Source organism: Cupriavidus sp. WKF15, assembly GCF_029278605.1.
GTDB lineage: Bacteria > Pseudomonadota > Gammaproteobacteria > Burkholderiales > Burkholderiaceae > Cupriavidus.
In genome coordinates, this window is sequence record NZ_CP119572.1 from 1614786 (window position 1) to 1628765 (window position 13980).

Below are 13980 nucleotides of genomic sequence, written 5' to 3' on the forward strand. Positions count from 1 at the left end.
TGTGCGGTACGGGCCTTAGCCGCAATCCTTCTCGATGGTGGCGTTCGTTTTCAGGATCTCGGCCTGGCGCTGTTCGCCGCCCAGATACTGCACGCCGCCGTCGGCGGTCATGACGCCGGTACGCGCGCCCTGCTGCAGGCCCTGCGCGTAGTTGCGCAGCTGGGTGCAGCGCGTGGCGCGCTCGTTGGCCTCCGCCTCTTTCTGTGCTTCCTTGGACGCTGCCTCGAGCCGCTCTGCGCGGCGCTTCTGGAACGCTTCCTCGGCCGTGGGGGCGGGCGCTGCGGCCGGCTTCACCGTGGCAGGCTTCGCCGGGACGCCTTCGGCATTGGCGGGTGCGGCCTCGACCGGCCTGTATTCGCCGGAAGGCTGTCCGGGCGCCTTCAGAATGCGCGTGACGGAAGGCGGCGGGGGCACGTCGCTGTACACCATGCGCCCACTGGCATCGCGCCATTGCCACTGGGCGGAGGCCGATGCCGGCACGGTGGCGAGGGCGGCGGCGAGCAGCGAAAGCGACAGCGCGGACGAACGGATCATGGCTGGGTGCAGGAAGTGTCTGGACGATTTTAGGCGGCCGGCGACGGCTCGCCAGTACCGGCCGGACGTCAATGATGTGACCCCGGCGGCATCGAGTGCAAGTCTACGCAGACTTGTCGCTGGCGTGCAAGCGGACAGACCAGGCGACGCCGGCCATGAGCAGGGCGATGGCGGCAATTTCCAGCAACCGCGGCCAGCGGTGATCGAACACAAACCCGTATGCCAGCGCGAATAGCGTCTCGAACACGATCATCTGGCCGGAAAGCGTCAGTGGCAGCCGGCGGCTGGCAATGTTCCACAGGTTGTTGCCAATCAGCGACGCTCCCAACGCCACGGCGGTGTTGATCATCCAGAACCATTGCCAGTCGCGTCCGCTGCCGGGGGCGCTGAGCACGTCGCCCGCCATCAGCCAGCCCGCCACGGCGAGCACGGCGGAGACCGCGCCGGTCGACAGCCCGTACAGCGCCGACCATTCATTGCCGCTGTAGTGCGGGTTGCGCTGCAGGTAGCGCGCGTTGTCCACGGCATACAGCGTCCAGCAGACCAGCGCGCCGGCCGCGCAGGCCACGCCCGCGAGTTTCTGCCAGACGGGCCGGGCCATGGTGCCGGCGGCGGACGCGTGGGCGCTCTGGCCGCCGCCGAACAGGTCGATGTTGATGCAGGCAATGCCGGCCGCGACCACCAGCAGCGGCCAGATCAGCCTGGACAGCGGCGCCGCCCCATGGTCGCGCCGGCCCATGATAGTCACGGAGATCGGCAGGATGCCAATGATCAGCGAGGTCGGGCCTACCCCGGCCAGTTGCACGCCAAAGGCCAGCAGCACGTAATACAGCAGGTTGCCGGTGAAGGCCTGGCGCAGCAGCGCCAAGCAGTCGGCGCGCGTGAGCTTGCGCGCAATGCGCTTTATCAGGGGCAGGGCGGCGATGAGCGCGACCAGCCCGTAGGCCAGGTAGCGCCCGATGGCGAGCTCCCATGGGGAGAATGCCGGCAGCAGCTTGGGCGCGATGAATACCATGCCCCAGAACGCGCCCGCCAGCAGTCCGCACAGTACGCCGATGCCCATTGCTGCCACTTTTCGAAGAAAAAGACGTCGAGCATAGCAGAGACCGTCGTGCGCGGGCGTTTGCGGCGCATCAAGGTGCGCGCATTCCTGTATAATTCGGTTTTGCGCCTAGAGGAATTGCTATGCGTCTTGTCCAGAAAGCACTCACGTTCGATGATGTGCTGCTCGTGCCGGCCTATTCGGCCGTCCTGCCCCGGGATGTCTCCCTTCGTACCCGCCTGACCCGTTCGATCGACCTGAACATTCCGCTCGTGTCCGCTGCCATGGATACCGTGACGGAGGCTCGCTTGGCCATTGCCATGGCGCAGGCCGGCGGCATCGGCATCGTCCACAAGAACTTCAAGCCCGCGGACCAGGCCCGCGAAGTGGCTCGCGTCAAGCGCTACGAATCGGGCGTGCTGCGTGATCCAATCACCATTTCGCCGGACATGAAGGTGCGAGAAGTGATCGCGCTGTCGCAACAGCACGGCATCTCCGGTTTCCCCGTGCTGGAAGGCAAGACCGTCGTCGGCATCATCACCAACCGCGACCTGCGTTTCGAGGAGGAACTGGACGCGCCGGTGCGTGCCAAGATGACCCCGCGCGAAAAGCTGGTGACCGTCAACGAAGGCGCCACGCTGGAAGAAGCCAAGCGCCTGATGAACCGCCACCGCCTGGAGCGCGTGCTGGTGGTCAACGCGGCGTTCGAGCTGCGCGGCCTGATCACGGTGAAGGACATCCAGAAGGCCGTCGAGAACCCGCTGGCCAGCAAGGACGATCACGGCCAGTTGCGCGTAGGCGCCGCGGTCGGGGTGGGCCCGGACAATGACGAGCGTGTCGAGCTGCTGGTCAAGGCCGGCGTGGACGTGATCGTGGTCGATACCGCGCACGGCCATAGCCAGGGCGTGCTGGACCGCGTGCGCTGGGTCAAGCAGAACTTCCCGCAGGTGCAGGTCGTCGGCGGCAACATCGCCACCGGTGAAGCCGCTCGCGCGCTGGTCGAACATGGCGCGGACGGCGTCAAGGTCGGCATCGGCCCGGGCTCGATCTGCACGACGCGTATCGTGGCCGGCGTTGGCGTGCCGCAGATCACTGCGGTGTCGAACGTGGCCGAGGCCCTCAAGGGCACCGGCGTGCCGCTGATCGCCGATGGCGGCATCCGCTACTCCGGTGACGTGGCCAAGGCGCTCGCAGCCGGCGCCCACACCGTGATGATGGGCGGCATGTTCTCGGGTACCGAGGAAGCGCCGGGCGAGGTATTCCTGTTCCAGGGGCGCTCCTTCAAGAGCTACCGCGGCATGGGTTCGGTCGGCGCCATGAAGGACGGCGCGGCAGACCGCTACTTCCAGGAAGACAACACCGCCAACGTCGACAAGCTGGTTCCGGAAGGGATCGAAGGCCGCGTGGCCTACAAGGGCTCGGTCATGGCCATCATCCACCAGCTCACCGGTGGCGTGCGTGCTTCGATGGGCTACTGCGGCAGCAAGTCGATCGCCGACTGGCACGAGACCTCGCAGTTCGTGCAGATCACCGCGGCCGGCATGCGCGAGTCGCACGTGCACGACGTGCAGATCACCAAGGAAGCGCCGAACTACCACATCGACTGACCCGCGCGGCGGGCCTGCCGAGCCAGGTGCCAGGCATCCCGGCAGGCAAGCCTGCCGGGCCTGCTGAGGAACGCTCATGAAGGTACTGCTGCGAGCCGTGCTGTTCTTCGACGCCTTGCTCGACCTGCTGCTCGGCGTGCTGCTGCTGATGTCGCCGTTCACCACGTTGTACGCGGCCCTGCAACTGCCGCAGCCGCAACCGGCGCTGTTCGGACAGCTGCTGGGCGTGGCGCTGATCGGCCTGGCCTGGCTGCTGTGGCATGCCACCTTCAACGGGCAGATGACGGTGACGGTGGCGCGCACCGCCGGCTACGTCAACCTGGCCAGCGCGCTGCTGATCCTCTCCTGGCTGGTGTTCCTGGAACTGCCGCTCGAAGGCGCCGGCAAGGTCTGGGTGCCCGTACTGGTAGTCATGCTTGGCTTCTTCGCGCTGGTGCAGATACCGGCGGCCAAGCGCGTACGCAACCGCGAGCGGCAGCAGAAGGCAGAACGAGAGCTGCAGCAGGCCACCGAAGCCAACAATTCGCGCACGCAACCCGGCGCTGTGCGCCGCGCGCAAACATCGACATTCCCCGACAACCGGCGCGAGCCGGTCATCACGCCGCCGCCCGGCTACGGACCGGGCACGGAAGTGACAACCGAACCCGAACCGGAAGATACGCCACCCGCCCATCATGCACGACAAAATCCTTATTCTTGATTTCGGCTCGCAGGTCACGCAGCTGATTGCCCGCCGCGTTCGCGAGGCGCACGTCTACTGCGAGATCCACCCGAACGATGTGAGCGACGAGTTCGTCCGCGAATTCGCGCCCAAGGGCATCATCCTGTCGGGCAGCCACGCCAGCACCTACGAGGACCACCAGCTGCGCGCGCCGCAGGCCGTGTGGGACCTGGGCGTGCCGGTGCTGGGCATCTGCTACGGCATGCAGACCATGGCCGTGCAGCTCGGTGGCAAGGTCGAGTGGAGTGATCACCGCGAATTCGGCTACGCCGAAGTCCGCGCACATGGGCATACCGCGCTGCTCAAGGACATCGAGGATTTCACCACGGCCGAAGGCCACGGCATGCTCAAGGTCTGGATGAGCCACGGTGACAAGGTCGGCGAGCTGCCGCCGGGCTTCAGGCTGATGGCGTCCACGCCGAGCTGCCCCATCGCCGGCATGGCCGACGAGGCGCGCGGCTACTACGCCGTGCAGTTCCACCCGGAAGTCACCCACACGTCTAAGGGCCGCGAGATGCTCGAGCGCTTCGTGCTGGGCATCTGCCGCGCCAATGCGGACTGGGTGATGAAGGACCACATCGAGGAAGCCGTATCCCTGATCCGCAAGCAGGTGGGCGACGAGGAGGTGATCCTCGGCCTGTCCGGCGGCGTGGACTCGTCCGTGGCGGCCGCGCTGATCCACCGTGCGATCGGTGACCAGCTCACCTGCGTGTTCGTCGACCACGGCCTGCTGCGCCTGGACGAAGGCAAGATGGTGATGGAGATGTTCGCCGGCCGCCTGCATGCCAAGGTCGTGCACATCGATGCCTCGGAACAGTTCCTTGGCCACCTGGCCGGCGTGACCGACCCCGAGCAGAAGCGCAAGATCATCGGCCGCGAGTTTGTCGAGGTCTTCCAGGCCGAGGCCAGGAAGCTGACCAACGCAAAGTGGCTGGCCCAGGGCACGATCTACCCCGACGTGGTCGAGTCGGGCGGCACCAAGACCAAGAAGGCCACCACCATCAAGAGCCACCACAACGTCGGCGGCCTGCCCGAAACGCTGGGCCTGAAGCTGCTGGAGCCGCTGCGCGATCTGTTCAAGGACGAAGTCCGCGAACTGGGCGTGGCGCTCGGCCTGCCGCCGGAGATGGTGTACCGCCACCCGTTCCCGGGTCCGGGCCTGGGCGTGCGCATCCTGGGCGAAGTCAAGCGCGACTACGCCGACCTGCTGCGCCGTGCCGATGCCATCTTCATCGAGGAACTGCGCAAGACCATCGCGACGGAACAGGATGCCGCTGCCGGCCTGTGCGAGCCGCAACAGGTGGGCAAGAGCTGGTACGACCTGACCAGCCAGGCCTTTGCCGTGTTCCTGCCGGTGAAGTCGGTGGGCGTGATGGGCGATGGCCGGACCTACGACTACGTCGTTGCGTTGCGCGCGGTGCAGACGACCGACTTCATGACGGCCCACTGGGCGCACCTGCCGTATTCTCTGCTGGGTCGTTGCTCGAACCGGATCATCAACGAGGTACGTGGCCTTAACCGGGTCGTGTATGACGTGTCGGGGAAGCCGCCGGCGACGATCGAGTGGGAGTGAATTCGGGTCCTTCGGTGACTATCGCCGGCCAGCGGAACAAGTTGGCGGTAGAACCCGGAGGCCGGATTTATCGGGACCAGCTTAACGAGATCACCGCTGAGGCGGTCCAGTTGAACGGCTTGCCATGTTCGTCGTATCAGCTGACCCCATTCCCGTGCAGATGCGGGGACTTGGCGCACAAACCAAGGGAACGGGATACACGTTCCTGGTTACATCTCAGGATGCAAAGCGCATGGGATCGTAAGGCAGGGGATCAATGTAGGGCGGCTCGCCGTCGATCAGTTCGGCGAGCAAGCGCGCTGTGACCGGTCCCAGCGTGAAGCCCTGATGGCCGTGCCCAAAGTGGAACCAGAGGCCTTGATGGCGCGGGGCCCGACCTATGACGGGCTTCATATCGGCCACGCAGGGGCGTGCGCCGAGCCACGGCTGCGCTTCGACTGGAGGCCCCAGCCGCACCAGTTCGCGCGCGTAGTTTTCGGCACGCCCCAACTGAACGGGCGTCGGCGGCGCGTCGCGGAGGGCAAACTCCGCGCCCGTGGTCAGGCGCAGGCCGCGTTGCATCGGTGCTAGCATGACGCCGTTCTCGACGTCGAGCACCGGCAGTCGCGGCATCGGCTCGGCCGCATAGTGGCGGTGGTAGCCGCGCTTGACGAATAGCGGAAAGCGATAGCCGAGCGTCTCGATCAGGGCCGAGGCCCATGGGCCGAGTGCGATCACCACGTGTGCTGCGCTGAGCTGGCCGTCTTCGGTGGCCACGGTCCAGCCGGCGCCGGCCGGTTTCAGCGTCGTGGCGTCGCCGCGGCGGAATTCGCCGCCCATGCGCTCGAACAGCGCGGCATAGCGGGTGACAAGTTCCCCGGGGTCGGCGACCGTCCAGGGATCGCGCCAATGGATCGCGCCGGCGAGCCGTCCATGCAGGGCCGGCTCCGTGGCAGACGCGCCAGCCTGGTCAAGCGCCTGCCAATCCAGGTCGTGCACGCGGGCGACGGCGCTTGCCTCGTGCGCCGCCCGGTCGAATGCCTGTGCCGTGCGGTAGGCCTGCAGCCAACCCGACTTGCGCACCAGGTCTTGCGCGCCGGCGAGTGTGATCAGTCGCTCGTGCTCGCTCAGGCAGTGGCGGATCAGTGCGCTGTAGGCCGTGACGATCGGGGCATAGCGATCGGGCGCCGACTCGCGCCAGTAACGCATCAGCGTCGGTGCCAGACGTGCCAGCGCGCCCGGATGGTAGTGCACATCGTTGCCCTGGCGCAGTGCCACGCGCAGGATCGCCTGCCACTCGCGCGGAAAGGCATAGGGCTGCACCGCTTCTCGCTGGATGATGCCGGCGTTGCCGTAGGAAGTTTCCCTGCCGGGTGCCTGGCGATCGACCAGCATCACCGCATGGCCGCGCTGGCGCAGTGCCAACGCCGTGCATACGCCCACCATGCCGGCGCCGAGTACCACAATGTCCTTTGTCATGCCGTCTTTGCTGTCATCCAAGGGTGCCGGTGCCGGCAACGAGGTCGGGTCACGGCGGACCAGCAGTGATGCTGGCCATAGGGACCAGGTTCAGATTCTCCATGCCGCGCGAGTCAAAGGGAATATGCTTGCGCGGCATTTAACGGAACGATCGATTGCAATTTCGGCAATCAGCCGCTGCCGACGCCAGTGATGCTCTGCACCAACTGCTGGACGAAGGCGCGCGCGGCAGGGGGCAAGTTGCGCTTGGCCAGGGTCTGGATCTCGATGTAGCGCTCGTTCATTTCCCGGTCGCGCAACGGCACGGCGGCGATTGTGCCGGCTTTCAGCCGCCCTCGTACCGATAGTTCTCCATAGAAGCTGATGGCGCCGCCGCCGGCCACGACGAAGCTCACGAGCGCATCGAGATGGTTGCTCGAGAATACCGTCTGGTAGTGCAGGCCCTGCCGGCTGCAGCTCGTGTCAAGCAACTGCCGCAACGAGCTGTCCTTGGGCGGCAGCGCGAGCGGATGGGCAATGACTTGCGACAGCGAGACCTGGCGCTGCCCGGCGAGCGGATGGTCCGGTGCCATGATGGCGAGCACGGGCGCGGGGTGGCGAAGTTCCACCTCGATCTCCCGCTCGGGCAGCCCGCTCAGCGTGACGCCGATATCGGCCTCGCCGTCCCGGATTCGCCGGGCGACATCGCCCTGCGGGCAAACGTCAAGATCGAAGCGAATCCCCATGTGCTCTTCCCTGAACCTCGCCGCGAGGGTCGGCAGAAACTCGTGGGCGAGGCCCTCGACACTGGCCAGGCGCACCCGTCCCGCGCGCAGGCCACGCAGCGCCTGGATGTCGCCTGTGACGCGCTCGATGTCCTGCTGCGAGCGCTTGGCGAATGCCGCCAGCAACTCTCCGGCGGCATTAGGGGCGAGCCCCCGCGCGCGCCGGTCGAACAGCAGGGTGTCAAGTTCATCCTCAAGCTTGGCGATCTGCCGGCTGACCGCTGACGGGGCCACATTCAGCTTCAGCGCCGCGTCCTTGACCGAGCCGGTGCGCACCACTTCGAGGAAGTAGCGGACGGCGGTTTCCTGAAGGATGCGATAGGAGGACATAGGGGAGGCTGGGAATTACAGTGGGCAAGTTCAATTCTATGGATTGCCGAATCGGCAATCAAATATTCGAAACATTGCCACGGATTCGGACTGACGAGATCGTAGGATAGTGACACACGGCGCGCCGCCCGTCGCCTGTGCCGGTTCCTAACCCTGCTGGAGCAAAACGATGCGATCCCCTGTCCACCACGCTCTTTCTGCGCTGACCGTCTGCGGGCTCGCCATCGGGACTTGCCTGGCTCCCGTCCCGGCAGGCGCGCAGGGCAATTACCCGTCCAAGCCGGTCCAGCTCGTGTTGCCGTATCCGCCGGGCGGCGCCACCGATGTGGTCGGCCGCATCATCGGCCAGAAGCTCGGTGAGCGACTCGGCCAGACTGTGGTGGTCGACAACCGCCCCGGCGCCGGCACGATCGTCGGCGCGAGCTATGTCGCGAAGTCGGCGGCCGACGGCTACACCCTGCTGGCAACGTCAGGCACGACCTTCACCGTCAACCCCGCCATCTATCCGCGGCTGCCCTACGATCCGCAAAAGAACTTCGAGCCGATTGGCCTGATCGGATCCACCGGCCTGATCCTGCTGGCCAACCGCAGCGTGCCCGTCAACAACCTGAAGGAGTTCGTCGCCGCCGCCAGGGCCCAGCCCGGCAAGTACTCCTATGGCTCTTTCGGCGCCGGGACCACCGCGCACTTTGCCGGCGAGGCACTGCTCAGCCTGACCGGTACCAAGTTGCTGCATGTGCCCTACAAAGGCAGTTCGCCTGCCATGGCGGACCTGATTGGCGGCCAGATCCCCTTCAGCATCGATACCGTGGCCGCGGCCCTGCCACAAGTGAAGGCCGGCAAGATCAAGGCCATCGCCGTCACCACGGCCAAGCGCTCGGCGCTGCTGCCCAACGTGCCGACCGTGGCCGAGAGCGGTTATCCCGGCATGGACACCAGCACGTGGATCGCGCTGGTGGCACCGCGTGGCTTGCCGCCGGAGGTCCACGCCAGGCTGGAGAAAGCGCTCGCCGACGTCGTCGCGGACCCGGATACGCAACGCAAGCTGAACGATAACGGCATCGAGCCGCACTACGCGCCGGGCAGGCAGGTCAGCGACATGATCGAGAAAGAGATACCGCAAATGCGTGCGGTTGCCCAGCGCGCCAATATCAAGCTCGACTGAGCCCGCGCAAATTCCTGCCATTCAATCCGGGCCGTCGGCGCTAGCGCCGGGCCACTCAAGGAGATCATCGTTCCATGTCTTCGCAGGACCAACTGACTTCGGCGTCCGCCGTCGAACTGCGCCGGCTGATCGGCACCAGAGATATCTCCCCGGTCGAACTGCTGGAGGCGTGCATCGCCCGCATCGAGACCTACAACCCGGTCATCAACGCGGTCACCGCGACCTGCTACGCGCGTGCGCGCAGGGAGGCGAGGGCGGCCGAGCAGGCAGTCATGCGCGGCGAGCCCCTGGGCCTTCTGCACGGGCTGCCGCTGGGCGTCAAGGACCTGGAGGCAACCGCCGGGCTGCTCACCACCTATGGTTCGCCGCTGTACCGGGGCAACGTGCCCAGCCAGGACAATGTCCTGGTGGCGCGCCTGCGGGCGGCTGGCGCCATCGTCGTCGGCAAGACCAATATCCCGGAAATGGGTGCTGGTGCGAACTCGCGCAATGCGGTGTGGGGGGCCACCGGCAACCCTTTCGATCCGAACCTGAACGCTGGCGGTTCCTCGGGCGGCTCGGCCGCTGCGCTGGCCGCCAATTTCCTGCCGGTTTGCACGGGCTCTGATACGGGGGGGTCGCTGCGCATCCCGGCGGCCAAGTGTGGCGTGGTCGGTTTCCGGCCCTCGCCGGGGGTCGTGCCGAACTCGCGCAAACTGCTGGGCTGGACCCCGATCTCGGTGGTCGGCCCGATGGGCCGCACGGTCGCCGATACCTGCCTGCAACTGGCAGCGTCTGCGGGCGCTTCGGTCACCGATCCGCTGAGCTACGAACTCGATCCGGCCGCCTTCCTGTCGCCACCGCAAGTTGACCTGTCCAACTTGCGCGTAGGCTGGACGGAGGATTTCGGCAGCTGCAGCGTCGATGACGGCATCCGCCGCGTCTTTCGGGCAAAGATCGCCGCGATGCGCCACCTCTTCAAGTCCTGCGATGAGGTCAGCTTCGAGCTGGGCGATGTGCACCGATGCTTTGACGTGCTGCGCGCCGAGAGCTTCGTCGCCAGCCTGCATGAAGCCTACCAGCGCGATCCCGACAGCCTCGGGCCCAATACCCGCGCCAACTACGAGATTGGCGCCCGCTTGTCGCTCGTCGACAGCTCCTGGGCCCAGGCAGAGCAGACCCGGATCCTGCAACGCTTCCAGCAGGCCTTCCAGGACTATGACGTGATCCTGTCGCCGACAACGCCAGTCTCTCCGTTTCCGTGGACCCGCCTGTACGCGGATACCATCAATGGCGAGAAGCAGGAGAACTATTACCGCTGGCTGGCACTGACCTATGTCGTCACCCTGACTACGCACCCGGCGATTTCATTGCCGTGCGGCGTTGACGAACAAGGCATGCCATTCGGCCTGCAGGTTACCGGCCGCTTCCGGGGCGATGACGAGACGCTCGGCGTGGCGCAGGCGATGGAGACAGCGTTTGCCGCCTCATCCGCATTGCGCCGTCCCATTCCTGACCTCGATGCCATCGCGCCGGCCGTGCCCGCGCTTCGCTCCATCGTGACCGCCCCGCCCACTTTCTGCGAGACCACACAAGCGGGTGGCGTATCGGCAGTTTGACGCTGCACCTGAAAGAGTCATCGCGCCGGCTGCCCATGGAGCCAGCTTTCCCGCCGGCGCGACATCAACGGGCATGCCGAACCTTGCGGCTCAGATCGGGATCTGGGTGGTCGACAGCACCTGCTTGAGCACCATGAAGGAGCGGATCTGGCGCACGCCCGGCAGGTACAGCAGCTGTTCGGCATGCAGCCGGTTAAAGCTCTCGCTGTCCTTCGTGCGCACCATCATGAAGTAGTCGAATTCGCCCGTCACTACGTGACATTCCATGCAGCCCGAGACTTTCTGCGCGGCCTGCTCGAACTGGGCGAAGGACTCCGGCGTGGAGCGGTCCAGCACCACGCCGATCAGCACCAGCATCCCGGCCTCCAGCGGTGCAGGGTTCAGCAGTGCCACGATTCCCCGAATCAGTCCCATTTCCTTCAGGCGCTCGACGCGGCGCAGACACGCCGGCGGGCTCAGATTCACCTTGGCCGCCAACGCCACGTTGGAGATCGACGCGTCCTGTTGCAAGGCACGGAGGATCCCCTTGTCGGTGCGATCGAGGGCATCCATCAGGGGCCCGGGCTGCTCGGATTTGGTGCGAAATGTTGTTTCGTTCATCGCATGAATCAAAAAATTTTGAGATTAAATATCATCGATTAGCTTTTTTATCGTGCGCAAAAACCGCCATCTTTGCAAGCACGTTTCGCGCATTTTTCCCTAGGATGAAGCCGTCTCAGCATCAAGCCACGGAGCCCGACATGCCCATGTTCTTCGCGAGCCCCGATGCCTGGATACCCGCCTTCAACCCAGGAGTTGCCAGCATGAATCTCAAGCGCTTTTCCCGTTACCCGCTGACCTTCGGTCCCACGCCCATCCAGCCCCTCAAGCGCCTGAGCGCGCATCTGGGCGGCAAGGTCGAGCTGTATGCCAAGCGCGAAGACTGCAACAGCGGCCTGGCCTTCGGTGGCAACAAGACCCGCAAGCTGGAATACCTGATCCCCGATGCGCTGGAGCAGGGCTGCGACACGCTGGTTTCGATCGGGGGCATCCAGTCCAACCAGACCCGCCAGGTGGCTGCGGTGGCGGCCCACCTGGGGATGAAGTGCGTGCTGGTCCAGGAGAACTGGGTCAACTACTCCGATGCCGTCTATGACCGCGTCGGCAATATCCAGATGTCGCGCATGATGGGCGCCGACGTGCGGCTGGTCAGCGACGGCTTTGACATTGGTATCCGCAAGAGCTGGGAAGACGCGATGGAAAGCGTGCGCCAGGCTGGCGGGAAACCCTATCCGATTCCAGCGGGCTGTTCCGAACATCCGCTGGGAGGCCTTGGATTTGTCGGCTTTGCCGAGGAGGTGAGGGCGCAGGAGGCGGAACTCGGCTTCAAGTTCGATTATGTCGTGGTGTGCTCCGTCACGGGCAGCACCCAGGCCGGCATGGTGGTGGGCTTCGCCGCCGACGGCCGTGCCGATCGCGTCATCGGCATCGACGCATCGGCCAAGCCTGAACAGACCCGCGCGCAGATCCTGCGCATCGCGCGCCATACCGCCGAGCTGGTCGACCTGGGCCGCGACATCACGGACGCCGACGTGGTGCTCGACACGCGCTATGGTGGGCCTGAATACGGCCTGCCGTCCGAGGGCACGCTGGAGGCCATCCGCCTCTGTGCCAAGTACGAAGGTGTGATGACCGACCCGGTCTATGAGGGCAAGTCGATGCAGGGCATGATCGACCTCGTGCGCCGCGGCGAAATCCCCGAAGGCTCAAGGGTGCTGTACGCCCACCTCGGCGGGGCCCCCGCGCTGAACGCCTACAGCTTCCTGTTCCGCAACGGCTGACCGATTCCGGCCGCGCAGCGCCGCCTGCAACCGGCTCTGCGCAGCCGCCGACCTGACACGCGATAACGAGCAGGCTTCAACCGGGAGGAGACAGCGCCCGGGCCGCACCATGAGTTGGCCCGGATCACATCAAGCGATCGGAGGTACAGCAAATGAAGGGAATTCCACGCTTTGCGGCCGGGGCACTACAGGCGCTCGCGTTGTTGGGGTTGGCCGTGGCCGGCACACACGCGCGGGCCGAAGGCTATCCTGCCAAACCGCTGGTGCTGGTGGTGCCGTTTCCCGCGGGAGGCGCAGTGGACATCATCGGCCGCATGGTCGGCAAGGCGCTGGGCGACCGGCTCGGCCAGCCAGTGGTGATCGAGAACCGCGCCGGCGCCGGCACTATCGTGGGCGCCAGCTACGTGGCCAAGGCCGCGCCCAACGGCTACACGCTGTTCATCAGTTCGGGCTCGACGTTCACGGTTAATCCCGCCATCAACGCCAGCTTGCCCTATGACCCCATCAAGAGCTTCGAGCCGGTCGGCCTGGTGGCGCGCGTGCCGTTGGTCGTACTGGCCAATCGCAACGTGCCGGCAAACAGCCTGAAGGACATGGTGTCGCTGACCAAGGCCGCGCCGGACAAGTACGCCTATGGTTCATTCGGCACCGGCACCACGGGGCATTTCGCCGGCGAGATGCTGCTCGAAGCCACTGGCATGAAGCTGCAGCACATCCCTTACAAGGGGAGCGCGCCGGCCGTTGCTGACCTGATCGGCGGCCAGATCCCGTTTTCTGTGGACACCGTTGCCGCTTCGCTGCCGCATATCCGCAGCGGCAAGATCAAGCCGATTGCCGTGACTGGCGCCACGCGCGCAACGGCGTTGCCAGATGTGCCAACCGTCGCGGAGTCTGGCTTTCCCGGCTTCGATGCCGATGCCTGGGTAGCCCTCGCGGCGCCACGAGGGCTGCCTGCGGACGTGCGCGTTCGACTGGACAAGGCAATTGCCGAGGTCGCCAGGGATCCGGATATCCAGAAGAAGTTGCTGGCCAACGGGCTGGAGCCGGCCTATGCCACGCCTGAGCGGGTCAGTGCCATGATCGACGCGGAGCTGCCGCGCATGCGAGCGATTGCCCAACGCGCCGGTATCCAATCCAACTGAAGTGAAGGTTGCCGATGACGAGTTTCCGATTCGTCCGGCGGCCTGACAGTTAAGTTTGCAACCCTCTGCCGCTGGCGCAGAGGGAATTCATCACGACCCATTGCGGCTTTGCCGAGCCTGGAGCCGCCAGTAGTCAGCTCATGCGCGACCCTTTACAAGGTCGCAGAGCGCGATGGTAGGTATGTGGCCATCTCATCGACCGGGTCCATTTCTTTCCGCCAGTCCA

At 65.7% G+C, this 13980-nt stretch carries 12 protein-coding genes; 7 read left to right on the forward strand and 5 right to left on the reverse strand.

Annotated features, from left to right (window positions below; genetic code table 11):
- Window positions 1-15 precede the first annotated feature (15 nt).
- The gene (locus CupriaWKF_RS07595; RefSeq protein WP_276100368.1) at window positions 16-534 is read right to left on the reverse strand and encodes a DUF4124 domain-containing protein; all 519 of its coding nucleotides are present in this window, start codon (window positions 532-534) and stop codon (window positions 16-18) included.
- A gap of 103 nt (window positions 535-637) precedes the next feature.
- On the reverse strand, window positions 638-1597 hold the full coding sequence (locus CupriaWKF_RS07600; RefSeq protein ID WP_276100370.1) for a DMT family transporter: 960 nt from the start codon (window positions 1595-1597) through the stop codon (window positions 638-640).
- A gap of 122 nt (window positions 1598-1719) precedes the next feature.
- Between CupriaWKF_RS07600 and guaB the strand changes: the two genes are divergently transcribed.
- The 3 genes from guaB (at window position 1720) to guaA (ending at window position 5477) form a co-directional block, all read left to right on the forward strand.
- Window positions 1720-3183, forward strand: coding sequence for an IMP dehydrogenase (gene guaB / locus CupriaWKF_RS07605; protein ID WP_276100372.1), 1464 nt, complete (start codon window positions 1720-1722; stop codon window positions 3181-3183).
- Window positions 3184-3259: 76 nt separating this feature from the next.
- Window positions 3260-3883, forward strand: a complete 624-nt coding sequence (locus CupriaWKF_RS07610; RefSeq protein WP_276100373.1) for a hypothetical protein — start codon at window positions 3260-3262, stop codon at window positions 3881-3883.
- Window positions 3858-5477 carry a glutamine-hydrolyzing GMP synthase gene (guaA, locus tag CupriaWKF_RS07615; RefSeq protein ID WP_276100374.1) on the forward strand — a complete coding sequence of 540 codons (1620 nt, stop codon included), beginning with the start codon at window positions 3858-3860 and terminating at the stop codon, window positions 5475-5477. The genes CupriaWKF_RS07610 and guaA overlap by 26 nt, the downstream gene beginning before the upstream one ends.
- Before the next feature lie 216 nt (window positions 5478-5693).
- On the opposite strand, the gene CupriaWKF_RS07620 is transcribed toward guaA, so the two are convergent.
- Window positions 5694-6935: an FAD-binding oxidoreductase gene (locus tag CupriaWKF_RS07620; protein ID WP_276100375.1), complete on the reverse strand. Its 1242-nt coding sequence runs from the start codon at window positions 6933-6935 to the stop codon at window positions 5694-5696.
- A 170-nt stretch (window positions 6936-7105) separates the two neighbouring features.
- A complete protein-coding gene (locus CupriaWKF_RS07625) occupies window positions 7106-8029 on the reverse strand; it encodes a LysR substrate-binding domain-containing protein (RefSeq protein ID WP_276100377.1) in 924 nt (307 codons plus the stop codon).
- Between the two features lie 169 nt (window positions 8030-8198).
- Between CupriaWKF_RS07625 and CupriaWKF_RS07630 the strand changes: the two genes are divergently transcribed.
- The gene (locus tag CupriaWKF_RS07630; RefSeq protein ID WP_276100378.1) at window positions 8199-9194 is read left to right on the forward strand and encodes a tripartite tricarboxylate transporter substrate binding protein; all 996 of its coding nucleotides are present in this window, start codon (window positions 8199-8201) and stop codon (window positions 9192-9194) included.
- Between the two features lie 74 nt (window positions 9195-9268).
- Window positions 9269-10792, forward strand: coding sequence for an amidase family protein (locus tag CupriaWKF_RS07635; RefSeq protein ID WP_276100380.1), 1524 nt, complete (start codon window positions 9269-9271; stop codon window positions 10790-10792).
- A gap of 90 nt (window positions 10793-10882) precedes the next feature.
- Here the strand turns inward: CupriaWKF_RS07635 and CupriaWKF_RS07640 are convergent, their stop codons facing one another.
- Complete coding sequence (locus tag CupriaWKF_RS07640; protein WP_276100381.1) at window positions 10883-11344, reverse strand: Lrp/AsnC family transcriptional regulator; 462 nt, start codon at window positions 11342-11344, stop codon at window positions 10883-10885.
- 251 nt (window positions 11345-11595) lie between these two features.
- Between CupriaWKF_RS07640 and CupriaWKF_RS07645 the strand changes: the two genes are divergently transcribed.
- Together CupriaWKF_RS07645 and CupriaWKF_RS07650 are read left to right on the forward strand one after the other, a co-directional pair.
- The gene (locus tag CupriaWKF_RS07645; RefSeq protein WP_276100382.1) at window positions 11596-12612 is read left to right on the forward strand and encodes a 1-aminocyclopropane-1-carboxylate deaminase; all 1017 of its coding nucleotides are present in this window, start codon (window positions 11596-11598) and stop codon (window positions 12610-12612) included.
- 152 nt (window positions 12613-12764) lie between these two features.
- Window positions 12765-13754: a tripartite tricarboxylate transporter substrate binding protein gene (locus tag CupriaWKF_RS07650; protein ID WP_276100383.1), complete on the forward strand. Its 990-nt coding sequence runs from the start codon at window positions 12765-12767 to the stop codon at window positions 13752-13754.
- The last annotated feature ends 226 nt before the right edge of the window (window positions 13755-13980 follow it).